A 24,081-nucleotide genomic window follows, 5' to 3' on the forward strand; every position below is an offset into this window, starting at 1 on the left:
TTACAGGACGATGCGCGGGCGTCTGTTGCCGTGACGATTTATTCTTCTGTGCGGCTTTTCCTGGCGGCCATGTATGTGCATAATACACATATTATCCATTTGAACCCGGTTGCCATCGGGGATGGCCGGATTCGCGCCCAGGGGTGAAACGGAATGAAAGCAGCGATCGTAACAACGGCGGGCCAGCCCCCCGTCTACGGAGACTTCAGTGAACCAGCGCCCGCGCCGGGCAAAAGCCTGATCCGCGTCAGCGCGTCGTCGCTGAGCCACATCACCAGGAATCGCGCGTCGGGCGCGCATTACAGCGCCGACAGCGCGCTGCCGTTTATTCCCGGCATCGATGGCACCGGCATCACGCAAGACGGCCGGCGCGTCTATTTTCTGTTGCCGGTGCAGCCTTACGGCGCCATGGCCGAGCAATGCCTGGTGGACGCGGGCCATTGCATCGCCCTGCCGGACGACCTGGACGAGGTTTCCGCCGCCGCCATGGCCATACCGGGCATGTCGTCATGGGCGGCCCTGGTGGAACGCGCCCGGCTGCGCGGGGGTGAAACGGTGCTGATTAACGGCGCCGCCGGCACGTCCGGCCGCCTGGCAATCCAGATTGCCCGGCATCTCGGCGCCGGGAAAATCATTGCGACGGGACGCCGGACCGCATCGTTCGGCGATCTCCGCCGTCTTGGCGCCGACGTGACGATTCCGCTGGTCCAGAATTTGAACGCCCAGGAGCAGGCCTTTACGCACGAATTTCGCCAGGGCGTCGATATCGTGCTGGATTATTTATGGGGGGTTAGCGCGCAAACGCTGGCCATCGCCGCCGCCAAGGCCGGTCCTGAGGGCGTACCGATTCGTTTTGTGCAAATCGGCTCGTTAAGCGGGGCCGATATCACCCTGCCGGGGGCGGCGTTGCGGTCGTCCGCATTGCAGCTGATGGGCAGCGGCATCGGCAGCGTGCCGTTTCCGCGCATGCTGGCGGCCATCCAGGGCGTGCTGGCGGCGGCCCCGGAGGCCGGTTTTGCCATCGCGGCGCAATCCATGCCGCTGGCGGAGGTCGCGCGGGCCTGGGCCGCTGATAACGACGGCGCGCGCATCGTATTGCGGCCCTGAAAGCCCGTTCAGGGTCATTGCCGAACCTGTTAGTCGATATACCCGTATAACGTCACTACTTTACCCCTACGGCCGGAAAGCCGATAGTAGCTCTTCGCCCATACCTCTCTGGAGAAGCTATCATGCGTGTCTTTGTTACCGGCGCTACGGGGTTTATCGGCTCCGCCATTGTCAGGGAACTGATCGCCGCCGGCCATCAGGTGCTCGGTCTCGCCCGCTCGGAGGCCTCCGCCGGGTCGCTTATCGCCGCCGGCGCCCAGGCGCATCGCGGCAGCCTGGAAGATCTGGACAGCCTGCGCGCCGGGGCGTCCCTGTCCGACGGCGTCATTCATACCGCCTTTATCCACGACTTCACCAAAATGAAGGAAAATTGCGTGATAGACCGGCGCGCCATCGAGGCGCTCGGCGCCGCGGTCTCCGGCAGTGGCCGCCCCCTGGTGGTCACCTCCGCCACCGGGCTGATGTCGCTCGGCCGTAGCGCCACCGAGGACGATGTCCCGGCGGCCGGCCCCGATGCGATACCCCGGGTCGCCTCGGATAACGCGGTGGCCGCGCTGGCGGCGCAGGGCGTGCGCGTCTCGCTGGTACGCCTGCCGCCTTCGGTCCATGGTGAGGGCGATCATGGCTTTGTGCCGCTGCTGATCGGCATCGCGCGCGAACGGGGCGTTTCAGCGTATGTGGACGAGGGCCTTAATCTTTGGCCCGCCGTGCACCGGCTCGACGCGGCGCGTTTGTTCCGGCTGGTGCTTGAACAAGGCGCTGCGGGCGCCCGCTATCATGCCGTCGCAGAAGAAGGGGTGCCGTTTCGCGCGATCGCCGAGGTTATCGGCCGCCGCCTGGGCCTGCCGGTCGTCGCCAAGACCGCCGGTGAAGCCGCCGCACACTTCGGTTGGTTCGCGCACTTCGCCGCGCTTAACAGCCCGGCCCTGAGCCGGCAGACCCGCGAACAGCTGGGCTGGCGGCCGGAGCAGCCTGGACTGATTGCCGATCTCGACCACCCACGCTATTTTTCCTGACCGGCACGGCGGTTTTCGGCCGGTGATCAGGAAGAAGCCGGTATGTTTTGGGCTTCGCCGGCGAGCAGATGGCGCCTGGCGCTCGCCATAATCTCATCCGAGAGCGCCTGCCCTTTTGTGGCCCGGGCCAGCACCAGCGCCCCGACCAGGGTGGCCATCTCAGCCAGTGCGGCTTCCCGCGCAGCGCCGGCATCGCCCTCTTCCAGCCCATCGGCAAGCAGGGCAATCAGTTTTTCCAGCCCCTGGAGAAACGCCAGGCGCACGGGCTTGTCTTGCGGCTCACGGGCGACATCGGTGGCCAAGGCGGCCAGCGGGCACCCCGTTGCCACCGCCGTCAGGTTCTGCGGCGCGAGATATCCCTCAATCAGCGCGGCGTGCGCCGCGGCGGGGTCCCCGGTTCCGTCCATGCGCGCATGCCAGCGCTCAACCGAATCCCCGAAGGCCTTGGCGCAGGCAATGGCGGCCAGTTCATCCTTCGACGCAAAATGCCCGTAGAACCCGCCATGCGTCAAGCCCACCGCGCCCATCAGATCGGCGACGCTGACGCGCAGGCCCTGTTCACGGAACAAACGTGACGAGGCGTCTACAATGGCGACGCGGTTGCGTTCGGTTTCGGCTCTTGATACCCGCGGCATGGCAACTCCCACTATGGCATATACATTATCAGCATCATCTATTATAGCCCTGGCAGCTATCCGGCGCTACACTGTTTGCCCCTGCCCGCGTGTTTCACTGTGAAGGAGAGAGCCCATGCCTTATCTGCAACTTGATGTAAACGGCCATTATGCCACGCCGGATAAGCAGCGCCTGGCCGCCAAACTCTGCGCCACCTATGCCGATATGATGTCCGTCGATATCCGGCGTATCAGCATCGCCATCCGGGAATTGGGCGCAGGCGGCGTCTGGCGTATTACGGCGGCCGATAGCGCGCCGGAGCCGGTTTCGGTGCTGATGCTGGACATCCGCAAAGGCCGGTCGGCCGACCAGCGCATGGCGGTGGCCAAGGCGCTTTGCGCGCACTGTGTCGAAATACTGGGACTGCGCGCGGATCGGCTCAACGTCGAGTTTACCCAGCATGACGGCGACGAGATGTATCACCCGCAGCTGGGCGGCTACAGCCCGGATTGGGAGCCAGGCCAACGCTAGGCGGCAGACAATTTGTCGGCGCTATTGCGCAGCGCCCGCGCAAAGACGCGCCAGAACGCCTGGGGATATTGCGGCGAAGGCTTTCCGCAAGCTGGCGCCGTTGGCCGGGCGCTACATTTCCATAACGATCTTGCCGAAAGCGCCGCGGTCGAGATGATCGAGCGCCGCGGCAAGATCAGCCAGCGGATAGCGGGTATCGATCACCGGTTTAAGGCCCGTCCGGTCGACGGCCCGGACCAGATCCTCCAGCGCGCGGCGATGGCCGGTGCCTATACCCTGGATGCTGACATCCTTAAGCATCAGCGGCATGGCCTGAGCCGACACCTCGAACCCCTCCAGCGCGCCAATCTGGTAGATGCGCCCGCCGACAGCCGCCGTCTGGACGGCCTTGCCGAGGTGCGGTCCGCCGACCAGCTCGAAAATATGATCGGCGCCGCGGTCGCCGGTGATGCGCAGTACCGCGTCCACCCAATCTGCGTGCCGGCGATCGATGCCATGATCCGCGCCCAGCGCCATGGCGCGCGCCAGCTTGTCGGCGCTGGCGGAGACAATGGCTTCGGCCCCATGCGCCTTGGCGATCTGCAGGCCGAACAGCGCGACGCCGCCCGTTCCCTCTATCAGCACCGTCTCGCCGGCGCGCAGGCGGCCGCGCTCGACAAGCGCGAACCAGGCGGTAAGCCCGGCGCAGGGCAATGTACTGGCTTGCGCATCATCCAGCGTATGCGGCGCCCGCACGAACCAGTCTTCCGGGAACGCCACATAGTCCGCCAGCACGCCGGGATAAAAACCGCCCAGGGTACGATAGGACGGCGTGCGGGCGTCACCGCGCCGGACGCCGTCGATCCAGCCGGGCGTGAAGGTCGAGATGACGCGCTCGCCGGTGCTGAAGCGGGCGGCATCCGCGCCCGCGGCGATCACCGTTCCCGCGAGATCGGAACCGGGGGTGAAGGGAAACGCGATGGGTAAACCCCGGCCGCTTTCGGTTACCATCTTGTCGCGATAATTGAGCGAGACGGCGGCCACCTTCACCAGGACTTCGCCCCGCCCCGGCGCCGGAATCGGCACCTCACGCAGCGCCAGCCGGTCCCGGCCTATGGCGTCCATCTCCCAACGTCTCATGGTTTTTGTCATCACGTACTCCGTTGCATCTTGGCGGAAAGGGCGTCCCGCGCGATCATCCGCCCGGCAGAGGCCCTTGAGGTTAGGGTCCGCACAGTATCGCATCCTGGATAGTGCATGATAATGCGCTATAATCGGCACAATCTGTTGAATGTGAGGCAACTGTATGAAAGGCGCGGAATTCGCCGAGCTGCTGGCTTTTATGGCCGTCGCGGAAGAAAGAAGCTTCCGTCGCGCCGCCCGGCGGCTGGGCCTGTCGCCCTCCGCCCTCAGCCACACCATCCGCTCGCTTGAGGAGCGCCTGGGCGCCAGGTTGCTTAACCGCACTACCCGCAGCGTGGCGCCAACCCAAGCCGGCAGCGACCTGGCCAATCGCCTGCGCCCCGCGGTCGCCGATATGGAGGGGGCCGTCAGGGACGTCGGCGCCTGCCAGCTGCAGCCGCGCGGCGTGGTGCGCGTGAACCTGCCGCGTATTGCCGCCCGCCTGGTGGTGACGCCTGTCCTGGCGGCGTTCCAGGCGCTTTATCCTGACGTATGGCTTGACCTGGTGATTGATGACAGCCTTACCGATGTCGTGGCCAGGGGGTTTGACGCGGGGATCCGTTCGGGGGAGCTGGTGCAGCAGGATATGGTGGCGGTCAGGCTGACGCCGGACCTGAAGATGGCGGTCGTCGGGTCACCCGCCTATTTCGCTGGCCGAACGGCGCCCCAGGCGCCACGGGAGCTGCGCGATCACCGGTGCGTCACCTACCGCTGGCACGAGACCGGCGCGCTGTACCGCTGGAGCTTCCAGGGTCCGGACGGCTCCCTGGCCGTCGACGTCGACAGCGCCATTACCGCCAACGACACGGATCTGCTCCTTGCGGCGGCGCTGCAAGGCGCCGGCCTCGCGTTCCTGCCCGAAAGCTTTGTTGCGCCCTATATTGACCGCGGGGAGCTGATCCATGTGTTGGAAGAATGGTGCAAACCCTTTCCGGGCTTTTATCTCTATTATCCCAACAAGCCCCATATGCCGGCGGCGCTCAGGGCGTTCGTCGACTTTATCAAGCTGCCGATCCCCTCGCTTGGCGCGCGGGTTTAGCGCGCCAGGGCGTCCTGCCCGGCTATGTCGTTAAAGATCCGCCATGCCGCCTGGGCGCGCTCAACATTCGGATAGTTGCGGTTGGCCAGCATCACGATGCCCATTTTTTTCTCGGGGATAAAGGCCACATAGGCGCCAAAGCCGTTGGTGGCGCCGGTTTTATTCAGGAAAACGGCCTGATTGGGCGGCGTGGGAGGGGTATGGATTGTTACCGGCTGGATAGCATGCGTCATATCATCCGCATTCCCGTCGATAACCGTCTGCAGCGCCACCGGCCAGGGGTATTGCTCCCAAATCATGTCCTGGGTGTATTTCGTGGTTGAGAAATAGCCGCGATGGGTTGCGGTCACGGCTTGCTGCACAGGCGATCCCTCGCCATTGCCCAGCATATTGGCGTCGACAAACCGGATCATATCGGCGGCGGTGGATTTTACGCCATAGGCCTCTTCGCCCAGCAGGCCGGGAGTGACGCGTACCGGCTTATTCTGCTTATCATACCCCCAGGCATAGTTTTTCATCTCCTGTTCCGGCACGATAATCCAGGTATGGCGCATGTCCAGCCCGGGCAGGATGACGTCCCGCAGCAGATTAACATAGGTTCCTCCCATCGCCCGGGCGGAGATAAGTCCCAGGACGCCGATACTGATATTGGAATAAGAGCGCCCCTGCCCGGCGCCCTGCGCGGAACGCCAGGCGCGCAGGTAGTCCATCAGCTGCGCCTCGTTGGTTACGGCATCGGGAACCTGCAGCGGCAGCCCGCCGCTGGTATGGGTGGCCAAATTGATAAGCGTCAGGTTGCCGAAAGGGGTATCCCGCAAGATGGGCAGGTATTGCCCGACTTTGTCGGATAAGGCCAATTTATTGTGCCGTGCGGCATAGGCGGCCAGCGCCACGTTAAACGTTTTACTCACCGACCCGAGCTCAAACAGGGTATCGGACGTGACTTTTTTTGCCGGTGCCCGTTGCGCCAGCCCGTAGTTATAGAAATAGTGCCTGCCGTCCACCGTAAGGGCCACGGCCATGCCGGGAATCTGGTGCTTTTCCATCATCGGCAGGATGGCGCGATCGACGTCGGCGCGATAGGCATCCGGCGCTGCGTCGGCAGCCCGGGCGCTTAGGGTGATGGCAAGCAGGGACAGGGCGATAAAGGGAAATGGCTTTGTTTTATACATAAAACGCTCATTACGATGGATGATAGGCACTGGTGCAGTCATTAACCTGTATGACGGTTAAAACAGCGTGGGTGCATGCGATGTTGTCTTCGCCAACGGATAACATGATCATCTCCACTGATTCAATATCTGATAAACCGGCCATGATTAGGTCGTATTTGCCCGCCGCGAATCCGCTGCTTAATGTCAAAAATACCCCCGCCGGGTACCGCCGCTCAGCGGCAAAATACGATGCCTACCCTTTATTGCCCGGTAATGCCGATGCCTTAGAAGATAACCCGCGCGCGCTATGCATCGGCCTGATTGTCGGACGCAGAGCGTTCAAGATCGTGCGCAAACCGGCACGCCAGCCGCACCAGTTCGTCAAATTCCGCCGGGTCCCAATGCGAAAAAATCGCCCGTCCCCTCCGCTCCCGCGCGGCATCCACGGCATCGGTCATTAATTTTCCCTTCGGCGTTACCTCCGCTTCCCGCAGGCGGCGATCGATCATCCCGGGTCGACGCGTCACCAAACCCAGGCTCTCAAGCTTGGCAACCTGGCGGCTGACCGTGGTGTGGTCGCGCCCGACGCGATCGGCAAGGCCCACCACGCCGATGGGCCCGAGACGCTCTATCAATACGAGCAGTGGAAACAAGGCCCGATCGAGCGCAATGCCGGCCTCCCGTACCATGGCTTCATCGTTCTGCGGACGGTTCATCACGCTCACGATCCCCAGCAGCGCCCCGTGCAACACCCGGAGCTGTTCAGAAATTTGTTTATCCCGCACTCTTTTTCCCGTTGATATAGCCCGATGTCTATTCGGTGCATATTACACAGACAGGATCGGATCGCGATAGCGAATTCAGCGGCTGAGCCATTCCCTTGCCGGAAATTAATCAATCAATCAACCACCACGATTGAGTATACTGACGTCCTACGCCATCGCATCAGGAAGGCCGCCATGATTTTTGAACCTGACGAAGCGGATCGCCGCCTGCGCAATGAAACCGAACACATCCGTGCCGGGCTTGCACGCCGGATCACGGCCTTTGTCGGGGACGGCGAGGAACGCGCCACGACTCTGCCCGGCCTGAGCTTTGCACAGGTCAGGGAGCCGAGACCGCCGACGTCCTATCTCTATGAGCCGAGCCTTTCCATGATTATTCGCGGCAGGAAGCGCGTTCAGCTCGGCAATACCACCTACCTCTATGACGAGTCCCGCTTCCTGCTGACCGCGGTCAATCTTCCTACCGTGACCGAGGTGCTGGAGGCCAGCCCCGCGGTCCCCTATGTCTCGTTGCTGATGAGGCTGGATCTTCAGGCGGCGCGGCAAATCATCGCCGACGTGGATACGCACGCATCGAACGCGCCTGTGGCGGGAACGGCCATGGCAACCGGCCCCGCCACCCCTGAGCTTTTCAATGCCGTGGCGCGTCTGGTCGATCTGCTCGACAAGCCTCGGGATCTTCCCCATCTGGGTGCGCTTATCCAGCGGGAGATCATCTATCGCATCCTCACCAGTTCAGCGGGGACGCGTTTTCGGGAAACCGTCTTACTCGGTACGCAAAGTCAACGAACCGCCAAGGCGATCGCCTGGCTGCGGGAAAACTATACGCAACCACTGCGCGTCGAGAACCTGGCGGAACTGGCCGCCATGGGCGTCTCCACGCTGCACCATCACTTCCGGGCCATGACCGCGATGAGTCCCTTGCAATATCAAAAGCATCTGCGGCTGCATGAAGCCCGGCGCATTCTCCTGGGAGAAAATATCGATGCCGGCACCGCGGCGATCCGGGTCGGCTACGAAAGCGTCACGCAGTTCAACCGCGAGTACCGGCGCATGTTCGGCGCGCCGCCCATTCGCGACGTCACGTCATTACGGACGGCCAGGGCGAGATGAACCGCGCAGGGCCCGCCCTCCCGTTACTGGCGGGCCAATAGGTAATTTAAAGGCGATAACCGGGGCCTGGGCGCGGGCTGTTTTTTAATGTGAGGACCGGCTGTAAACCATAATCCGTGCGCACGGGTAAACGCCGGTACGCCGAAGGCGTGATATGGAAATTTTTTTTAAACGCCCGGGTCAGGGCCGAATGATCGTCGAATTGGTATTTATGGGCGATGTCCTTGATGGTGATTGCCGACTGGCGCAACTCCTCGGCCGCACGGGTCAACCTTCTTTTGCGGGTGTAGGTGGCAAGGGAATACCCGGTGAGCTTTTTGAACAATCGCTGTAAATACCATTTGCTGTAGCCGGACTTGGCGGAGAGTATCCCCACATTCAGCGGCGCCTCAAGATTGCTTTCAATCCATATCAACAAATCATCCAAAATATTCTCATGGTACATAATGACTCCCAGGTTAAGATCGTTCTTTTCCACCCGGTTCCCTTTACAGGCACGGTAAGGCGGCAAGGTATGTTATGGCTTACCGGCTTACCACCCACTTACTGTCGCGCACCAGAACTCGGGGCGGCGAACGGATGGCACTGAAATACTTGCGGCCATTTCCCCTTTGATTTGCGCCGCGACCGCTTCTGGTGGATGAGCTGAGGCAACGCTTATGCTGCCTGGCCTCAAGTGGCGCGTCGCAATGAATCAGGCGGCAGGCCGCCGAAGCGTAACCGGCCCTTTGGCACCTTTGGCGACGACGAGATGCGGCTGGCCCTGTCATGCTGGATCCATTGCCGCCCCCGTTGTGCCAATCAGCGGACAAGACTACCGGCTAAGCGGCACGTTAAACATGATCCCGTTACCGCGGATAATCCCGGGCAACAACGCGCGATACGTTGGGAGGCCGTGTTACGTTGCCGTAAAGGATCGCAATTCTGTCGGCGTTGACATCAAGCTACAAACAAGAGGTTGGAACAATGTTGCTGTATCAATTTCGCATGGGCACAAACCCGCGGCGCGTCATCATCTATCTCGCGGAGAAAGGGATCGACATCCCACGCTACGAACTCGATTACGCGAACGGCGAGCATCGCTCCGTTCGCTACCTGGGCATCAATCCGTCGGGCAGGGCCCCGACCCTGGTAACCGATACCGGCCTTGCGATCACTGATTCGGCGGCGATCGTCGAATACCTGGAGGAACGCTTTCCGGACAGGCCGATGATAGGTTCCGACCCCCTCTCACGGGCACGCGTGCGCTCGCTTGAAAGGTTGGGCAGCGATCTGGTCGCCCGGGGCCAGTTGTGGCTCTGGAACCAGACCAACGCCTTCCCGGCAAAGGAGCCGGCCCCGTCGCAGGAGACGGCCGATCGCATCTCCCGCTACTTATCGGAACTTCTCGATATCCTGGAGAAAGAAATTGGCGGGAAGGCATTCCTCGCCGGCGATGAACCGACGATTGCCGACTTCACCGTCTTCCCGATTTTTCAAACGGCGCGCGAGAGGTTCAGCCTTCCCTTCGGCGAAGATCATCCGCGGTTGGATGCCTGGTACAGGCGCTTTCGGTTACGCCCGAGCGCAGACTATTAGAGCGGTTGGCGCAAACCATTATCCCCCATGGGCAGGGTAAAGGATCCATGGGGATACTGGTTGCACATGAACTCCACGAAGGCCCGGACTTTGGCGCTCTGCAAACGGCGCGACGTGTGCAGAACCCATAGCTCGACTTCGTCGCCGGCAATCCCCCACATCACCAGTTCGCCCTTTTCCAGCAGGCTCCCGATAATGGACTGCGGCAGCATCGCCGCCCCGGCGCCGGCGGCAATGGCATCCCGCACCATCAGGAGCGAAGACAAACGCAGAACAGGTTGTGGTTCGACGGTGAACTGACCGTTGCGGACCGACCAAATATCGCCGTCGCGATAGGAAGGCATGACGACCGCCGGAACCTGGAAAGGCTTGTCGCGTCGCCCCGTCGGCATCTGAACGGATGGCGCGGCGGCAAGGACCAGCCTGTCCCTGGCAAAGCACCTGCCGACCAATGTGCTGTCCTTGCCCGGATTGATGCGGATGGCGACATCGAAATGTTCTTCCACGAGATTGACGAGACGATCCTCCGCCACGGCGTCGATCTGGACGTCGGGATAGAGCACCAGGAACTCAGCGGCAAGCCGCCCCAGCGCCAACTGCGAAAACAGGAGCGGTGCCGCGAGGCGCAGACGGCCCCGCGGCGTCCCGAGGCCGTCCCGTGCCGCCGCCACCGCTTCAACAACCTCGCGCATCGGCCCCTCCGTTCTGCTCAGCAACAGGTGGCCGGCTTCGGTCAACTCCAGGCGCTGCGTACCCCGCTCGATAAGCCTAATGCCCAGCGCTTCTTCGAGATCGGCGACACGGCGCGACAGGGTTGCCTTAGACCGGCCGCTGGCGCGGCTGGCCTTGCCGAAGCCGCCGTGAGCCGCCACCAGCTGAAAATCCTCTAGGGCGTTAAAATTCATGATGTCTCATTTTCAATACAAGTTGTCTATATTTTAGAGTCTTTGTTTTGAATATGAAACCCTTTATTGTTGGGTCATACGCAACCCACACCCTAAAGGAGTTTCTTATGAACCACATTCGTGCACTGGTGCTCAACGAGTACGGCGGCCCCGCCGCCGTCGGGATTTCGTCAGTGGCGGCGCCGACGGCAGGCGCAGGCCAGGTGCTGGTCCGCGTCCAGGCCGCCGGCGTCAATGGCCTGGACTGGAAGGTCCGGGAAGGCTATGTCCGGGACGCTTTCCCGCTGCAGTTGCCGACCGTCCTGGGCATCGAACTCGCCGGCGTCGTCGAAGCGGCAGGCCCGGGCGTCACCCGGTTGCGCAAAGGCGATCGCGTCATGGGACCGCTCGGCGGGCTGGGCGCCTACGCCGACCTGGTGGCGGTGAGCGAAGCCAATCTCAGCCCGGTGCCGGACTCGCTGAGCTTCGTCGAAGCGGCGTCGCTTCCCGTCGCGTCGGTGGCGGCGTGGCAAAGCCTGAACTTCGCCGGCCCCATCGGTTCCGGGCAGCGCATCCTGATCCAGGGCGCGGCCGGCGGTCTGGGCGGCTTCGCGGTGCAATACGCACATCAAGCCGGCGCCGTGGTGTACGCCACCGCCTTGGGCAGCCACGCCGACTATGTCCGCGGCCTGGGCGCGAACCAGGTTATTGCCTACGATAAAGAGCAGTTCGAAGCCACGGCAAGCGATATCGACCTGGTGCTCGACTACATCGGAGGCGAGGTGCTGAACCGCTCGTGGTCCGTCCTCGCCGAAGATGGCGTCATCGTCAGCACCGCATCGCCGGCCATACTGGCGAGCACCCCGGCAGGGCGCCGCGGCCTTTGGTTCATGAACACGCCGGATGCCGCACGGCTGCAAGCGATCGCCGAAGATGTGGCGCGTGGACGCTTGCAGTCCAGGATTGGCGCCGTCGTGTCCTTCGGCGAACTGCCCGCGGCTATCGAGCGTAATCGGACGCAGCCACAGGTGGGCAAGACCGTGGTGGATTTCTCCCTGTGAATCCACTGCGCCACATTGAAATAAACCAACCAACCTAAACCATGGAGACATCATCATGACCATTCTCGTTACCGGCGCTACCGGCACTGTCGGCCGCCAAGTCGTCGAACAGCTCGTGAAGCGCGGCGCCGATGTCCGCGCGTTCGTGCGCGATCCCGCAAAAGCCAACTTCCCGGCCGGCGTCGGCATCGTCCAGGGCGACCTGCTCGACGTCGACGCGCTGCGCGCCGCGTTATCAGGCGTCTCGACGCTATTCCTGCTCAACGCCGTCGTTGCCGACGAATTCACGCAGGCGCTGATCGCGCTCAACCTCGCCCGCGACGCAGGCATCGAGCGGATCGTCTACCTTTCGGTGATCCACAGCGACCGCTACGCGAACGTGCCGCACTTTGCGGGCAAGTTCGCCGTCGAGCGGATGATCGAGCAGCTTGGCCTGACCGCGACCATCCTGCGCCCCGCCTACTTCATCAACAACGACGTCACCATCAAGGACGTGGTGACTAGCCACGGTATCTACCCGATGCCGATCGGCAGCAAGGGGCTCGCCATGATCGACGCGCGCGACGTCGGCGAGATCGCGGCCATCGAACTCTTGCGCCGCGAGAAGTCCGCCGCGGCGCTCCCGCTTGAGCGGATCAACCTGGTCGGCCCCGAGACGCTGACCGGCCCTGACGTCGCCGCCATCTGGACCGACGTCCTCGGGCGCCCGATCGCCTTCCCCGGCAACGACACCGCGGGGTTCGAGCACAGCCTGCGGCAATTCATGCCGGGCTGGATGGCCTACGACATGCGCCTGATGGGAGAGCGTTTCCTCACCGAAGGCATGCTCCCGGATGCCGGCGACGTCGAACGCCTCACCACGCTGTTGGGACGCCCGCTGCGCTCTTATCGCGCCTTTGCATCCGAGATCGCCGCCGCAGTTTGACAGCGCGATCCGCCTGGCGCTTGGCCGGGAAACACTTAGCCAGCTTTCGCCGCACGCCTGGCCACCCGGGATATGTCCGGGCTGGCCAACCGCACCGACTCCCTGCCGATACTTACCATTCACCTCCAAGTGCGCCGGTTCGACGTGTGGCCCGGACAGTTTGTTGAATTTGCCGCCGATTGGCGCCTGAGCCGGCTCAGCGGCGATCGGCGCATCGGGCTTACCTGCCACAGCCAATTCACTGAGCTTGCACTGGGCGAAGATGCGACTATGCTAGCGTCGCAACGCCAGGTGATAACGCGGCTGGCGGCGCAGATTGCCACCCAGGCCAGGAACTGGGTTCGTGACAATCGCGACGTTTGCGTCGCGCCATAACCCACGCCTGCGGGCCGCCGCGCAACGTGGCGCCCTGGGGTTATCTGATGATTAAACTGCATAGAGGCAGGAAACCACACTATGAAAAAAATACTATTGCCAGTTTACATCGCGCTGGCTTTTTTACTCAACGGCTGCCTGATGGTGGGCGGACACGACCGGCACCCGGACCGGCGCTATGACGATCGCTACAACCACCACCAAGGCCGGTTAAGCGACCGGGATCGTGAGCATATCCAGGGGCGTGATCGCGATCGCGACAATAGCCCGCGTTATAGATAAAACTTATCCGGCTACCATTGCTAACATCACGTCTATATACACTGACCCTTACCGGATTATCGTGGTCAGCGCAGCGATGCGGGCGCGCTGACCGGGGTAATGCCTGCACGACCAGAGCTTGGGAATCGGGGCGATCGGTGAAGGGAAGCCAGTCCCGCGAGGACCCTGCCCAATCGATTGACCATTGCGACAAGATGACGAGGCTAACCTCATGGTAATGTACGTTTTTTATACCAACGATACGGCATTAAACGTTTACGAAAGTAAGCTGCTACACCATGCCGAGATAGCAAAAATCACCGCCGACGGGTTTTATAAACTGGACCAGGAAGTTGAAGCATCAACACAAATTGAGGCGATAAAAAAGTTGGCCGCGCGACGCAGGGAAGACGCGGAATCCCTGGGCGCATTCACCAAAAACATGTTATTTTCCTCGGTGATAGGATCATTAATCTGATAAAGCAATTGTCATGTTAGTCTCCCCCTCCCGCCTATCCTTGGGTAAGTGCTGTGCAAGTGACATGCGGCTATTATTATAGTAGCCGCATTGCGGTTTTCCTCCCGCGGCTAACCCGACAATCAAAGTGTTCCGCCACGCCGCCGGCGTGCGTTGACGGCAGGCGTTGGTTACAGATGCGTGCCCAAGGAAATACAGCCGGATAACATCAACACTAATGGCGTACAACTTAGCCAAATGATTCTTTTCATATTCACCCCCCGAGATCGCGATGCTCAATAAACTCGCGCCCGTCCATAGATTAAAATAACGAAACACAGCCGGTTAGGACGAATATCGACAGCATGCATAAAGGTAAAATCAGTCGGTTCATAAAAACTCCAAATGGGTAAACAACTGGGATTATTTAAGGTACGGCTGTAGGTCACGGCTTTTACTGCAAGGCGTTGAGCGGAAACCCTACTAAACCGTACCGTACTGTTTAGTTTTGCATGATCTTTATTTGCCTGTCAATAGAACGATGCGCTATTTTTAATCCACCGCTGCCTGTTTGCTCGTAAGCGTAAGCGATGAGATGATCTTCCCCCTTCTTCACGACAGCATCCATTTCCGCCATGATGGATAAACTTTAATCAGAAGAAAAAGTAAGAGGGATACCCTGTTTGAAATGAAATTTACCGGCATCGATCTGGCTAAAACGACCTTTTATCTCTTCAGTACCCATGCTTACGGAAAACCGGCTGGCAAGATAAAACTTCCGCGTAGCCGTTTACGCTCAGCAACCGCCTATGACTGTTGCTATGGAAGCTTGTGGAGCATCACATCACTGGGCAAGAGAGATACAAAAGCTCGGCCATAAAGCAATCTTGATTCCGGCCCAATATGTCAGGGCTTATCAGCGGCGCCAGAAAAATGTGTCTTGCCGTGTCGCAAAAATCCTAAAATCAGCGACCCAAATGTGGCTTCAACGCACGCCTACCCCATTCAAAAACAGGCTCACCAGATGCGCGATCCGTGCTTTTGGAGAGCTGTCTTTCTCGACAGCGAGTGAGATTGCCGTTGCGATGCACACCAAGTCGTCGAAAGTGACATCAGGCCGAATAGCTCCGCCTCTCTGCGCCAGGTCCAAAAGACGGACCCCTTCCCCACTGGTTGCCAGGCATCCCGGCGTTCCAACCTGGAGAACCGTTCCGAGCAAGGCCGCGAGGCCGCGATAGACCGTAGTGTATTGAACCAGCTCTTCGAGATAGGCCCGCAAGCCGCCCAGTGGGGCAAGCTCTGCGTTTCTGGCACGGCTGGTTTCTGCTAATGCCAGGAAACGAGCGCTGTAGGCCGCCGCCAATAGATCTTCGCGTGTCGGAAAGCGCCGATATAGCGTGCCGATTCCTACGCCCGCTCGTTTCGCAACGTCCTCTAATGAGGCGCTCGCGCCTTTCTCAAGAAACACTTCCTCGGCGGCGGCAAGAATACGCTCCCTGTTTCGCTGCGCATCGGCTCTCAATGTGGGTTCATCGGTCAAAGGAATAGTCTCGCTGCTACTTGTTAAGTGGAGGATACCTCCATATAATAAATGGAGCAATCCTCCACTTGATACGAAAGCGAGCTCACGACATGACGAAACGATTTGAAAATAAGGTTGTGGTGGTTACGGGCGGCACGGACGGCATCGGTTTGACCACGGCGGCGTCCTTCGCGGAACAGGGCGCTCATGTGTACATCACTGGCCGCCGCCAAGAGCGCCTAAATGAGGTTCTGAAGGAAATCGGGCACGGTGCCATTGGGGTGCAAGGCGATGTCAGCAATCTTGCCGACCTTGATCGTCTGTACGCACAGATCCAGCGAGAGAAAGGCCGCGTGGATGTGGTCTTCGCCAATGCTGGCGTATCGGAATCCGCACCCATCGGTGGCATTGAGGAAGACCATTTCGATCGCGTGTTCGGCATCAATGTGAAGGGCACGGTCTTCACGGTGCAAAAAGCCCTGCCGCTGATGTCTGCTGGCGGCGCGGTTGTGCTGACTGGATCAGGAGCAGGCAGCAAGGGCTTTGCAAATCTATCTGTCTACAGCGCGACGAAGGCGGCGATCCGCTCGCTCGCCCGCACCTGGACGACCGACCTGAAAAGTCAGGGCATTCGGGTGAATGTCGTTTCGCCGGGCATGGTACTGACCCCGGCAATGCAGACCTATCTGCAAAACAACGCCGGCGCTGAAGAATGGATGCAGCAAACCATCCCGTTCGGCAGGCTCGCCACGACTGAAGAAATCGCCAAAGCCGTGCTATTTCTGGCGTCGGACGAAAGCAGCTTTGTCGGTGGTGAGGAACTGTTCGTTGATGGTGGCTTCGTGGCCGTCTGATATGCGGTGCGACCCTTCAGTCTTGTGACCTGTGCTAAGGCCGTCTAGCCGACTGGCGACGACAGGTTAATTCGCTCTTCGGGGCGACAATAAGGCCACTGGGTCTACCGCGCATTTTCGCCAGTCTGAGGGGGTGAAAAGAAATATTCCCTTTTTATCTTTGTCATTTGTCGCCTAAGTCCAACGTTTTGCGACAACACCTCGCCGTCGGTTTTTCCTGGCGCTCAGACGTTGCAAAAGTCAGTCGCAAATTCCCTATAATATGCGGCAATATTTGCAACACAATGGGGGCGCCATGAGAGACAAACACAGCCCCTGTACGCTCGACCTGGAAAGCGGCCGGCTGCGGATCGGTTACGCCAGGGTATTGAGCGATGACCAGGACTTGAGGAATCAGTGCGACGAATTGCACACGGCAGGCAGAAATGCAAACCTGAGCTTAGAAGGCTAAGCACCTTCAGACTTTCTAAAAAATGCCTCCAGTTCGGAGAAACCAATAGCCTTCTTCGAATAACCGAAAGTACCTTCAGCGCATATCTCGCGGGCTGCCTGAACAAAAGAACCGTATGCCAGTCTGGCCATTGATGCGCCAACGCTGATACGTTTCACTCCCGCGTCGGCCAGTTGCACAACACTGAACGTCTCACCCGGCAATCCCATAACAACGTTAACTGGCCTTGTCACTGATTCACAAACGGTCTTGATCATTGAAAGATCGTGAAGGCCGGGAGCATAAAGTACATCAGCTCCCGCCTTTTCAAAAGCTTGTAATCTCAGGATCGTATCATCCAAATCAGGACGTCCCCACATAAAATTCTCGGCGCGAGCCGTGATCACAAAATCATGATCCAGCGCCTCCCGCGCTTTTACTGCGGCTTCGATACGATCGACTGCGAGGCTTAAATCATAGACAGGGGCATCGGGCAGACCGGTATGATCTTCGAGGGAGCAACCTGCCAGACCAATATTGACCGCAATTTTTATGGTTTCCGCGGCACTGTCCGGATCATCACCAATTCCTTTTTCAAGATCCGCTGACACTGGCAGAGACGTTGATTCAACAATGGCCTGACAATGATCAATAGTCTGCTTCCACGAAACCCGCCCTTCAGGTACACCTAAGGAGAATGCAAGACCGGCACTGGTCGTAGCAAGTGCCTGGAATCCCATACTTTCAAGTATTCTGGCCGTCCCGATGTCCCAGGGATTAGGAATAATAAAAGTATCTGGCATTTCATGAAGGAGCCGAAAAGCCTTGCTCTTATCTCCCATAAATGCCCCTTTGAGTGGTATTAATTTGTTTTAAATGGCTGGAAATCATTCGGAGCCATCCGTTGATTATCAAACTAAATACACAGCTGTTTTCGCCGTGGAGAGTTTCATCACCCTATATCAAAAAACTCATTCGAGGCAACCGACCTTATGCTGGAGTTCTATTCCATATAAAGCCAGATGGATTCCCATGGCCCACAAAAAAAATCGCCAATAAATCCTATGATTTTACTGGCGATTTTAGACGTTAGCGGAACTCAGTGGATGCTAAAAACTTATTCCCACTCAATCGTCGCCGGCGGTTTCCCCGATATATCGTAAACCACCCTTGAAATCCCATCGACTTCATTGATGATTCTGTTAGACACCCGGCCCAGGAACTCATAGGGCAAATGCGCCCAGTGAGCGGTCATAAAGTCGACGGTTTCCACCGCGCGCAGCGAGACCACCCAGTCGTATTTGCGGCCGTCGCCCATGACGCCCACTGAGCGTACCGGCAGGAATACGGTAAATGCCTGGCTGACCTTATGGTAGAGCTCGGCCCGGTGCAGTTCCTCGATAAAAATCGCGTCGGCGCGGCGCAGCAGGTCGCAATATTCTTTCTTCACTTCGCCCAGCACGCGCACGCCAAGACCCGGTCCCGGGAAGGGATGACGATAAAGCATATCGTAGGGCAGGCCCAGCTCCAGGCCGATTTTGCGCACTTCATCCTTGAACAGTTCTTTCAGCGGCTCCACCAGGCCCAGTTTCATCTCTTTCGGCAGGCCGCCGACGTTGTGATGGGACTTGATGACATGGGCCTTGCCGGTGGCGGAGGCGGCGGATTCGATCACATCCGGGTAGATGGTGCCCTGCGCCAGCCATTTGACCAGGGATTGTTTGCTGGCTTCCTGATCGAAAACCTCGACAAATACCCGGCCGATGATTTTGCGTTTGGCCTCCGGCTCGTCCACGCCGGCCAGCGCACTGAGAAAACGCTCTTCGGCGGCGACATGGACGATATTCAGGCCGTATTTCTGGCCGAACATTTCCAGCACCTGGTCGGCTTCGTGCAGGCGCAGCAGGCCGTTATCGACAAACACGCAGGTTAAACGCTTGCCGATGGCGCGGTGCAGCAGCATGGCGGTGACCGAGGAGTCCACCCCGCCCGACAGACCGAGGATCACGTGATCCTCGCCTATCTGCGCGCGCAGCCGGCTGACCGCGTCCTCGATGATCTTATCCGGCGTCCACAGGGCCTCGCACTGGCAGATATCAAGGACAAAGCGTTGCAGAATGCGCTGTCCCTGGCGGGTATGGGTCACTTCCGGGTGGAATTGCACGCCGTAAAAATGCCGTTCTTCGTCGGCCATAATGGCGAACCGGCAGCTTTCGGTGCTGGCGACGGTAACAAAACCCGCCGGAATGCCGGTGACCTTGTCGCCGTGGCTCATCCACACATCGAGCAGCGGCCGGGTGTTGACGCTTAAGGAATCCTGGATATCGCGCACCAGCTGGCTGTCGGCCACCACCTCGACCTGGGCGTAGCCGAACTCGCGCTGGCTGGAGCCTTCCACCCGGCCGCCCAGCTGCATGGCCATGGTCTGCATGCCGTAGCAAACGCCCAAGACCGGCACGCCGGCCCGGTACACATAGTCCGGGGCGATGGGGCTGTTCAGTTCGGTGGTGCTTTCCGGGCCACCGGAAAGGATGATGCCGCTGGGGGCGAAGGCGCGGATCTGCGCCTCCGTCACGTCCCAGGCCCAGAGTTCGCAATAGACGCCGAGCTCACGGACGCGGCGGGCGATCAGCTGCGTATATTGCGAGCCGAAGTCCAGGATCAGGATGCGGTGTTGATGAATATTGTCTGTCATAGAAGGCATATTCCAGGAGCGGATAGCAAATAAAATACGTCCCGGCCGCGGCCGGGAAGAATAACAGCTGGGAGGGCCGTTACTCGGCCATCCGAAGCGTAATTAACTGCGGGCCGCCGACGCGGGTCAACGCCGCGCCGTGCGCAGCGCTTAGCCCATGCGGTAATTCGGGGATTCTTTGGTGATGGCGACGTCATGGACGTGGCTTTCCTGAATACCCGCGCCGCTGATACGCACAAATTCAGCCTTGGTGCGCAGCTCGTCGATAGTAGCACAGCCGGTCAGGCCCATACAGGAGCGCAGCCCGCCCATTTGCTGGTGGACGATTTCCTTCAGGCGGCCTTTATACGCCACCCGGCCTTCGATACCTTCCGGCACCAGCTTGTCGGCAGCGTTGTCGGTCTGGAAATAGCGATCGGAGGAACCTTTGGACATGGCGCCAAGCGACCCCATGCCGCGGTAGGATTTAAACGAACGGCCCTGGTAGAGCTCGATTTCACCGGGGGATTCCTCGGTGCCGGCCAGGAGCGACCCGACCATGACGCAGGAGGCGCCGGCGGCGATGGCCTTGGCGATATCGCCGGAGAAGCGGATACCGCCGTCGGCGATAACCGGGATGCCGGTGCCTTCCAGCGCTTCCACCGCATCGGAAATGGCGGTGATTTGCGGCACGCCCACGCCGGTGACGATACGGGTGGTGCAGATGGAGCCGGGACCGATGCCCACTTTAACCGCGCTGACGCCCGCCTCGACCAGCGCGATGGCGCCGGCGCCGGTGGCGATATTGCCGCCGATAATCTGCAGGTCGGGATATTTGGCGCGGGTGGCGCGGATACGTTCCAATACGCCCTCGGAATGGCCGTGGGAGGAATCGATCAGCAATACGTCGACGCCGGCGGCGACCAGCGCGTCGATACGCTCTTCGTTACCGGCGCCGGCGCCTACCGCCGCGCCTACCCGCAGGCGGCCGTGCTCGTCCTTGCAGGCGTTGGGCTTGCGCTCCGCTTTCTGGAAATCCTTGACGGTAATCATGCCGAGCAGATGGAAATGCGCATCCACCACCAGCGCTTTTTCCACGCGCTTTTCATGCATTTTCTGCAGCACGACTTCGCGCGCCTCGCCTTCTTTTACCGTGACCAGGCGCTCTTTCGGCGTCATGACCGCGGTAACCGGCTGGGACAGGTCGGTGACAAAACGCACGTCGCGGCCGGTGATAATGCCCACCAGCTCGTTGTCGTCGGTGACCACCGGGTAGCCGGCAAAACCGTTACGGGCGGTCAGTTCCTTTACCTGAGATAAGGTGGTGGCGGGAGTAACGGTCTTGGGATCGGTGACCACGCCGCTTTCGTGTTTTTTCACCCGGCTGACTTCTTCGGCCTGGCGTTCGATGGACATATTTTTATGGATAAAACCAATGCCGCCTTCCTGGGCCAGGGCGATAGCCAGGGGCGCTTCAGTCACGGTATCCATGGCGGCGGAGAGCAGCGGAATATTCAGGCGTATTTTTTTAGTCAGTTGCGTGCCGAGTTCGGCCGTGTTGGGTAACACCGTGGAATGTGCAGGTAACAGGAGGAGATCGTCGAACGTTAGAGCTTCTTTTGCGATACGTAACATAGCAATATCTCACCAGGATGAATGTATAAAATATTGCCGTGGCATTATACAGAACGTAACCGGTTGCCTCCAGCACTTTTTAAAAAAAATGCTTGATCTGCGCTGAGCGATAAGTAATATCAATCGATTAACCCTTATTTATAGAAGTTGATCTGGCTCACATGTCTTCACCGCCCACCGCCTTGATTTTTACCGTCTCCCGTCTTAACCAGACGGTGCGCGAACTGCTGGAAGGCGAAATGGGCCAGGTCTGGCTGACCGGCGAAATCTCCAACTTCTCGCAGCCCGCCTCCGGCCACTGGTATTTTACGCTGAAGGACGATCGCGCCCAGGTGCGTTGCGCGATGTTTCGCAACAGCAACCGGCGGGTAACCTTCCTGCCGCGCAACGGCCAGCAGGTGCTGGTGCGGGCGGCGCTGACGCTGTACGAACCGCGCGGCGAATACCAGTTGGTAACCGAAAGCATGCAGCCCGCCGGCGACGGCCTGCTGCAACAGCAATTCGAGCAGCTTAAGCAGCGCCTGTCCGCCGAAGGTCTTTTTGACAGCATCCATAAGCAGCCTTTGCCCAGCCCGGCCCGCCGGGTCGGCGTGATCACCTCCGCCAGCGGCGCGGCGCTGCATGATATCCTCAATATTCTGCGGCGCCGGGATCCCTCGTTGCCGGTGGTGATTTATCCCACCCAGGTGCAGGGCCAGGACGCGCCGGCGCAGATCGTGCGCGCCATCGAGGCCGCCAACCGGCGCGGCGAGTGCGACGTGCTGATCGTGGGCCGCGGCGGCGGTTCGCTTGAAGATCTCTGGGGCTTTAACGATGAGCGGGTGGCGCGGGCGATTTTTGCCAGCCGCCTGCCGGTGGTGAGCGCGGTCGGCCATGAAACCGATGTCACCATCGCCGATTTTGTCGCCGACCTGCGCGCCCCTACCCCTTCGGCGGCGGCGGAGCTGGTCAGCCGCAATCAGCTGGAGCTGGCGCGGCAATTACAGTCCCAGCAGCAGCGCCTGGAAATGGCGATGGACTATTTTATGGCACAGCGCCAGCAGGTCCTGACCCGGATGCAGCACCGCCTGCAGCAACAGCATCCGCACCTGCGCCTGGCGCGCCAGCAAACGGCGCTGATAAAACTGCGCCGCCGGCTGGACGACAGCCTGCAGGGGCAGTTGCGCCAGGCGCGCTTACGCCAGGAGCGTTTGCTCCAGCGCCTGGGCCAGCGGGCGCCGCTGCCGCGCATTAATCACGCGCAGCAGCGCTTACAGTCTTTAGGCTACCGGCTGCGGCAGGCGATCGGCGGCCGCTTGAACCAGCAGGGGCACATACAGGCGCTGCGCTACCGGCTGGCGCAGGGCATCACCCGGCAGTTAAGCGGGGAGCAGCGGACCTTCGGCATGCTGTGCTCCCAGCTGGAAGCGGTCAGCCCGCTGAAAACGCTGGCGCGCGGGTTCAGCGTTACCACCGATACCAGGGGGGCGCTGGTCAAACGGGCCCGGCAGGTGAAGGCGGGGGATATCCTGTCAACACGTCTGGAAGACGGGCGGGTGGAAAGCCAGGTGCTGAGCGTCACGCCCGCCGCGGCGAAATCCGCGCGGCGCGCCAAAGACGCCGGATAACGCCCGGGGCCGGCGCCGTACGCCTGATTAATTCTGATTACCGCGCGCGGAGGCCAGGCGGGCAAAAGCGTTATAGCCCGCGCCAATCACCAGCAATGCGCAGGTGCCGAAAAACACCGGCCGCATACCAAAATGCCCGCCGATAAACCCGCCCAGCAGCGGCCCCGCCACCTGGCCGACATATTGCGCCGAGGTGGAATAACCCAGCATCCTGCCGGCAATCTTGTCCGGCACGTTATGGCGGATAACGCTGGCGATACAGGGCAGCAGCCCGCCCAGCGCCACGCCCATAAAAAAGCGCAATACCACCAGTTGCCAGCCGCGGGTGACCATCGCCTGCGGAATCAGCAATAGCCCCGCGACCAGCAGGCAGCCGATTATCACCGTCCACGGCCCGTTGCGATCGGCCAGCCTGCCGAGCCAGGACGCGGAGACAATGCTGCCCAGCGCCGCGCTGGCCATCACCAGTCCGGCGACAAACGTGACCTGCGTGGACGCCACCAGTTGCGCCACGTACAGGGTGATAATCGGCTCGATGGACATATTGGCCACCATCAGCAGCGCGCCGGTAATCAGCATCGCCAGCACCGGCCGGGTAAACCCGGCGGCCTCCTCCGGCACGCTCTCTTTTTTGCGCCTGATGGTGGCGCCCGGTTCTTCCCGCAACAAAAACGTCGTCGCCAGGAAGGAGATAAAAATCGTCGCGCCGGCCACCATAAACGTGGCGCGGATGCCGATAAGCGGCGGCAGGGTGCCGCCTATCAGCGGACCGATGAAATTACCGGCCATGATGCCGGAAGACAGGACGCCCAGCGCCCAGCCGGTGCGCGCTTTGGGGGTTTGGGTCGCCACCAGGATCATGGACCCCGACGCATAGCCCCCCAGCAGGCCGGCCAGCAGGCGCAGCGCCACCAGTTGCCAGACGCTGTGCGCCATGCCCAGCAGTGTCATGGCGACCGCCATGCCGAGGCTGGCGCGGATCAGCATCAGCTTGCGGCCATAGCGATCGCCCAGGCGTCCCCACAGCGGCGCGGTCAGCGCCGCGCTGAAAAAGGTGGCGCCATAGGCCAGGCCCGACCAGAGGCTGATGGCGGCGTGGGTCGTTGCGCCCAGCTGTTCTACATACAGGGGCAGGAACGGCAGCAGCAGGGTCATGGCGATAATGGTGGTGAACGAACCAAAGACGCAGACAAACAAATTTTGTTGCCAGTAGCGGCTGCCGTCAGCCGAATCCGTCGGGGTGCTTGTCATATCCTTCCTGCGATCTGTGATGGCCATGGATTGGCGGAAATAATTA

General features: G+C 60.5%; 25 protein-coding genes. 13 read left to right on the forward strand and 12 right to left on the reverse strand.

All coding sequences use genetic code 11. From position 1 onward, the window contains the following. The first annotated feature begins 153 nt into the window (after positions 1-153). The gene (locus ACL2XQ_RS19185; protein WP_413721153.1) at positions 154-1,107 is read left to right on the forward strand and encodes a quinone oxidoreductase family protein; all 954 of its coding nucleotides are present in this window, start codon (positions 154-156) and stop codon (positions 1,105-1,107) included. Between the two features lie 122 nt (positions 1,108-1,229). Further along, complete coding sequence (locus ACL2XQ_RS19190) at positions 1,230-2,123, forward strand: SDR family oxidoreductase (RefSeq protein WP_413721154.1); 894 nt, start codon at positions 1,230-1,232, stop codon at positions 2,121-2,123. Between the two features lie 26 nt (positions 2,124-2,149). On the opposite strand, the gene ACL2XQ_RS19195 is transcribed toward ACL2XQ_RS19190, so the two are convergent. Then, a complete protein-coding gene (locus tag ACL2XQ_RS19195) occupies positions 2,150-2,758 on the reverse strand; it encodes a TetR/AcrR family transcriptional regulator (protein WP_413739559.1) in 609 nt (202 codons plus the stop codon). A 115-nt stretch (positions 2,759-2,873) separates the two neighbouring features. On the opposite strand from ACL2XQ_RS19195, the gene ACL2XQ_RS19200 reads away from it, so the two are divergent. Next, entirely contained in the window at positions 2,874-3,269 is a 396-nt protein-coding gene (locus tag ACL2XQ_RS19200; protein ID WP_413721156.1) for a hypothetical protein, read from the forward strand. Between the two features lie 111 nt (positions 3,270-3,380). Here ACL2XQ_RS19200 and ACL2XQ_RS19205 read toward each other — a convergent pair whose 3' ends face one another. Next, positions 3,381-4,400: a zinc-dependent alcohol dehydrogenase family protein gene (locus ACL2XQ_RS19205; protein ID WP_413721157.1), complete on the reverse strand. Its 1,020-nt coding sequence runs from the start codon at positions 4,398-4,400 to the stop codon at positions 3,381-3,383. 154 nt (positions 4,401-4,554) lie between these two features. Between ACL2XQ_RS19205 and ACL2XQ_RS19210 the strand changes: the two genes are divergently transcribed. Next, entirely contained in the window at positions 4,555-5,469 is a 915-nt protein-coding gene (locus ACL2XQ_RS19210) for a LysR family transcriptional regulator (protein WP_413721158.1), read from the forward strand. On the opposite strand, the gene ampC is transcribed toward ACL2XQ_RS19210, so the two are convergent. Further along, positions 5,466-6,641, reverse strand: coding sequence for a class C beta-lactamase (gene ampC, locus ACL2XQ_RS19215; protein ID WP_413721159.1), 1,176 nt, complete (start codon positions 6,639-6,641; stop codon positions 5,466-5,468). The two genes, ACL2XQ_RS19210 and ampC, sit on opposite strands and share 4 nt — an antisense overlap. Positions 6,642-6,928: 287 nt before the next feature. Beyond that, positions 6,929-7,426, reverse strand: coding sequence for a MarR family winged helix-turn-helix transcriptional regulator (locus tag ACL2XQ_RS19220; RefSeq protein WP_413723479.1), 498 nt, complete (start codon positions 7,424-7,426; stop codon positions 6,929-6,931). Positions 7,427-7,582: 156 nt separating this feature from the next. Between ACL2XQ_RS19220 and ACL2XQ_RS19225 the strand changes: the two genes are divergently transcribed. Beyond that, on the forward strand, positions 7,583-8,521 hold the full coding sequence (locus ACL2XQ_RS19225; protein WP_413721160.1) for an AraC family transcriptional regulator N-terminal domain-containing protein: 939 nt from the start codon (positions 7,583-7,585) through the stop codon (positions 8,519-8,521). Positions 8,522-8,567: 46 nt separating this feature from the next. Here the strand turns inward: ACL2XQ_RS19225 and ACL2XQ_RS19230 are convergent, their stop codons facing one another. Next, positions 8,568-8,999: a helix-turn-helix domain-containing protein gene (locus tag ACL2XQ_RS19230; protein ID WP_413721161.1), complete on the reverse strand. Its 432-nt coding sequence runs from the start codon at positions 8,997-8,999 to the stop codon at positions 8,568-8,570. A 488-nt stretch (positions 9,000-9,487) separates the two neighbouring features. Here ACL2XQ_RS19230 and ACL2XQ_RS19235 point away from each other — a divergent pair, with 488 nt between their 5' ends. Continuing rightward, the gene (locus tag ACL2XQ_RS19235; RefSeq protein WP_410014038.1) at positions 9,488-10,099 is read left to right on the forward strand and encodes a glutathione S-transferase family protein; all 612 of its coding nucleotides are present in this window, start codon (positions 9,488-9,490) and stop codon (positions 10,097-10,099) included. On the opposite strand, the gene ACL2XQ_RS19240 is transcribed toward ACL2XQ_RS19235, so the two are convergent. Then, positions 10,096-11,004: a LysR family transcriptional regulator gene (locus ACL2XQ_RS19240; protein WP_413739560.1), complete on the reverse strand. Its 909-nt coding sequence runs from the start codon at positions 11,002-11,004 to the stop codon at positions 10,096-10,098. The genes ACL2XQ_RS19235 and ACL2XQ_RS19240 overlap by 4 nt on opposite strands. 107 nt (positions 11,005-11,111) lie before the next feature. On the opposite strand from ACL2XQ_RS19240, the gene ACL2XQ_RS19245 reads away from it, so the two are divergent. The 5 genes from ACL2XQ_RS19245 (at position 11,112) to ACL2XQ_RS19265 (ending at position 14,083) form a co-directional block, all read left to right on the forward strand. Next, positions 11,112-12,044 (forward strand): NADP-dependent oxidoreductase, encoded by a 933-nt coding sequence (locus ACL2XQ_RS19245; RefSeq protein ID WP_410014036.1) that lies wholly within the window; start codon positions 11,112-11,114, stop codon positions 12,042-12,044. A 55-nt stretch (positions 12,045-12,099) separates the two neighbouring features. Further along, the gene (locus tag ACL2XQ_RS19250) at positions 12,100-12,969 is read left to right on the forward strand and encodes an SDR family oxidoreductase (protein WP_410014035.1); all 870 of its coding nucleotides are present in this window, start codon (positions 12,100-12,102) and stop codon (positions 12,967-12,969) included. A 57-nt stretch (positions 12,970-13,026) separates the two neighbouring features. Continuing rightward, on the forward strand, positions 13,027-13,344 hold the full coding sequence (locus ACL2XQ_RS19255) for an ABC-type transport auxiliary lipoprotein family protein (RefSeq protein ID WP_413723480.1): 318 nt from the start codon (positions 13,027-13,029) through the stop codon (positions 13,342-13,344). An 81-nt stretch (positions 13,345-13,425) separates the two neighbouring features. Further along, positions 13,426-13,626: a hypothetical protein gene (locus tag ACL2XQ_RS19260; RefSeq protein ID WP_410014028.1), complete on the forward strand. Its 201-nt coding sequence runs from the start codon at positions 13,426-13,428 to the stop codon at positions 13,624-13,626. A gap of 211 nt (positions 13,627-13,837) precedes the next feature. Beyond that, on the forward strand, positions 13,838-14,083 hold the full coding sequence (locus tag ACL2XQ_RS19265; RefSeq protein WP_413739561.1) for a hypothetical protein: 246 nt from the start codon (positions 13,838-13,840) through the stop codon (positions 14,081-14,083). A gap of 481 nt (positions 14,084-14,564) precedes the next feature. On the opposite strand, the gene ACL2XQ_RS19270 is transcribed toward ACL2XQ_RS19265, so the two are convergent. Together ACL2XQ_RS19270 and ACL2XQ_RS19275 are read right to left on the reverse strand one after the other, a co-directional pair. Next, the gene (locus ACL2XQ_RS19270) at positions 14,565-14,699 is read right to left on the reverse strand and encodes a hypothetical protein (protein WP_410014026.1); all 135 of its coding nucleotides are present in this window, start codon (positions 14,697-14,699) and stop codon (positions 14,565-14,567) included. Between the two features lie 348 nt (positions 14,700-15,047). Continuing rightward, positions 15,048-15,602, reverse strand: coding sequence for a TetR/AcrR family transcriptional regulator (locus ACL2XQ_RS19275; RefSeq protein ID WP_413721163.1), 555 nt, complete (start codon positions 15,600-15,602; stop codon positions 15,048-15,050). Between the two features lie 92 nt (positions 15,603-15,694). On the opposite strand from ACL2XQ_RS19275, the gene ACL2XQ_RS19280 reads away from it, so the two are divergent. Next, on the forward strand, positions 15,695-16,438 hold the full coding sequence (locus tag ACL2XQ_RS19280; RefSeq protein ID WP_413721164.1) for an SDR family NAD(P)-dependent oxidoreductase: 744 nt from the start codon (positions 15,695-15,697) through the stop codon (positions 16,436-16,438). Positions 16,439-16,885: 447 nt separating this feature from the next. Here ACL2XQ_RS19280 and ACL2XQ_RS19285 read toward each other — a convergent pair whose 3' ends face one another. From ACL2XQ_RS19285 to guaB, 3 genes are all read right to left on the reverse strand, one after another. Next, a complete protein-coding gene (locus ACL2XQ_RS19285; protein WP_413721165.1) occupies positions 16,886-17,710 on the reverse strand; it encodes an isocitrate lyase/PEP mutase family protein in 825 nt (274 codons plus the stop codon). 275 nt (positions 17,711-17,985) lie between these two features. After that, positions 17,986-19,563 carry a glutamine-hydrolyzing GMP synthase gene (gene guaA, locus ACL2XQ_RS19290; RefSeq protein WP_413727866.1) on the reverse strand — a complete coding sequence of 526 codons (1,578 nt, stop codon included), beginning with the start codon at positions 19,561-19,563 and terminating at the stop codon, positions 17,986-17,988. 150 nt (positions 19,564-19,713) lie between these two features. Further along, entirely contained in the window at positions 19,714-21,177 is a 1,464-nt protein-coding gene (gene guaB, locus ACL2XQ_RS19295; protein WP_410014021.1) for an IMP dehydrogenase, read from the reverse strand. Between the two features lie 161 nt (positions 21,178-21,338). Between guaB and xseA the strand changes: the two genes are divergently transcribed. After that, complete coding sequence (gene xseA, locus ACL2XQ_RS19300) at positions 21,339-22,784, forward strand: exodeoxyribonuclease VII large subunit (RefSeq protein ID WP_413721168.1); 1,446 nt, start codon at positions 21,339-21,341, stop codon at positions 22,782-22,784. A gap of 27 nt (positions 22,785-22,811) precedes the next feature. Here the strand turns inward: xseA and ACL2XQ_RS19305 are convergent, their stop codons facing one another. Next, positions 22,812-24,035 carry an MFS transporter gene (locus tag ACL2XQ_RS19305; RefSeq protein WP_413721169.1) on the reverse strand — a complete coding sequence of 408 codons (1,224 nt, stop codon included), beginning with the start codon at positions 24,033-24,035 and terminating at the stop codon, positions 22,812-22,814. Positions 24,036-24,081: the final 46 nt, after the last annotated feature.

The organism is Sodalis sp. RH14, from assembly GCF_047324285.1.
In the GTDB taxonomy this organism is placed as follows: domain Bacteria; phylum Pseudomonadota; class Gammaproteobacteria; order Enterobacterales; family Enterobacteriaceae; genus Acerihabitans.

Coding starts and splice junctions, on each gene's coding strand:
- ACL2XQ_RS19185 (WP_413721153.1), top strand. CDS start 154: ATGAAAGCAGCGATCGTAACAACGGCGGGCCAGCCCCCCGTCTACGGA.
- ACL2XQ_RS19190 (WP_413721154.1), top strand. CDS start 1,230: ATGCGTGTCTTTGTTACCGGCGCTACGGGGTTTATCGGCTCCGCCATT.
- ACL2XQ_RS19195 (WP_413739559.1), bottom strand. CDS start 2,758: ATGCCGCGGGTATCAAGAGCCGAAACCGAACGCAACCGCGTCGCCATT.
- ACL2XQ_RS19200 (WP_413721156.1), top strand. CDS start 2,874: ATGCCTTATCTGCAACTTGATGTAAACGGCCATTATGCCACGCCGGAT.
- ACL2XQ_RS19205 (WP_413721157.1), bottom strand. CDS start 4,400: ATGACAAAAACCATGAGACGTTGGGAGATGGACGCCATAGGCCGGGAC.
- ACL2XQ_RS19210 (WP_413721158.1), top strand. CDS start 4,555: ATGAAAGGCGCGGAATTCGCCGAGCTGCTGGCTTTTATGGCCGTCGCG.
- ampC (WP_413721159.1), bottom strand. CDS start 6,641: ATGTATAAAACAAAGCCATTTCCCTTTATCGCCCTGTCCCTGCTTGCC.
- ACL2XQ_RS19225 (WP_413721160.1), top strand. CDS start 7,583: ATGATTTTTGAACCTGACGAAGCGGATCGCCGCCTGCGCAATGAAACC.
- ACL2XQ_RS19235 (WP_410014038.1), top strand. CDS start 9,488: ATGTTGCTGTATCAATTTCGCATGGGCACAAACCCGCGGCGCGTCATC.
- ACL2XQ_RS19240 (WP_413739560.1), bottom strand. CDS start 11,004: ATGAATTTTAACGCCCTAGAGGATTTTCAGCTGGTGGCGGCTCACGGC.
- ACL2XQ_RS19245 (WP_410014036.1), top strand. CDS start 11,112: ATGAACCACATTCGTGCACTGGTGCTCAACGAGTACGGCGGCCCCGCC.
- ACL2XQ_RS19250 (WP_410014035.1), top strand. CDS start 12,100: ATGACCATTCTCGTTACCGGCGCTACCGGCACTGTCGGCCGCCAAGTC.
- ACL2XQ_RS19260 (WP_410014028.1), top strand. CDS start 13,426: ATGAAAAAAATACTATTGCCAGTTTACATCGCGCTGGCTTTTTTACTC.
- ACL2XQ_RS19265 (WP_413739561.1), top strand. CDS start 13,838: ATGGTAATGTACGTTTTTTATACCAACGATACGGCATTAAACGTTTAC.
- ACL2XQ_RS19270 (WP_410014026.1), bottom strand. CDS start 14,699: ATGGCGGAAATGGATGCTGTCGTGAAGAAGGGGGAAGATCATCTCATC.
- ACL2XQ_RS19280 (WP_413721164.1), top strand. CDS start 15,695: ATGACGAAACGATTTGAAAATAAGGTTGTGGTGGTTACGGGCGGCACG.
- ACL2XQ_RS19285 (WP_413721165.1), bottom strand. CDS start 17,710: ATGGGAGATAAGAGCAAGGCTTTTCGGCTCCTTCATGAAATGCCAGAT.
- guaA (WP_413727866.1), bottom strand. CDS start 19,563: ATGACAGACAATATTCATCAACACCGCATCCTGATCCTGGACTTCGGC.
- guaB (WP_410014021.1), bottom strand. CDS start 21,177: ATGTTACGTATCGCAAAAGAAGCTCTAACGTTCGACGATCTCCTCCTG.
- xseA (WP_413721168.1), top strand. CDS start 21,339: ATGTCTTCACCGCCCACCGCCTTGATTTTTACCGTCTCCCGTCTTAAC.
- ACL2XQ_RS19305 (WP_413721169.1), bottom strand. CDS start 24,035: ATGACAAGCACCCCGACGGATTCGGCTGACGGCAGCCGCTACTGGCAA.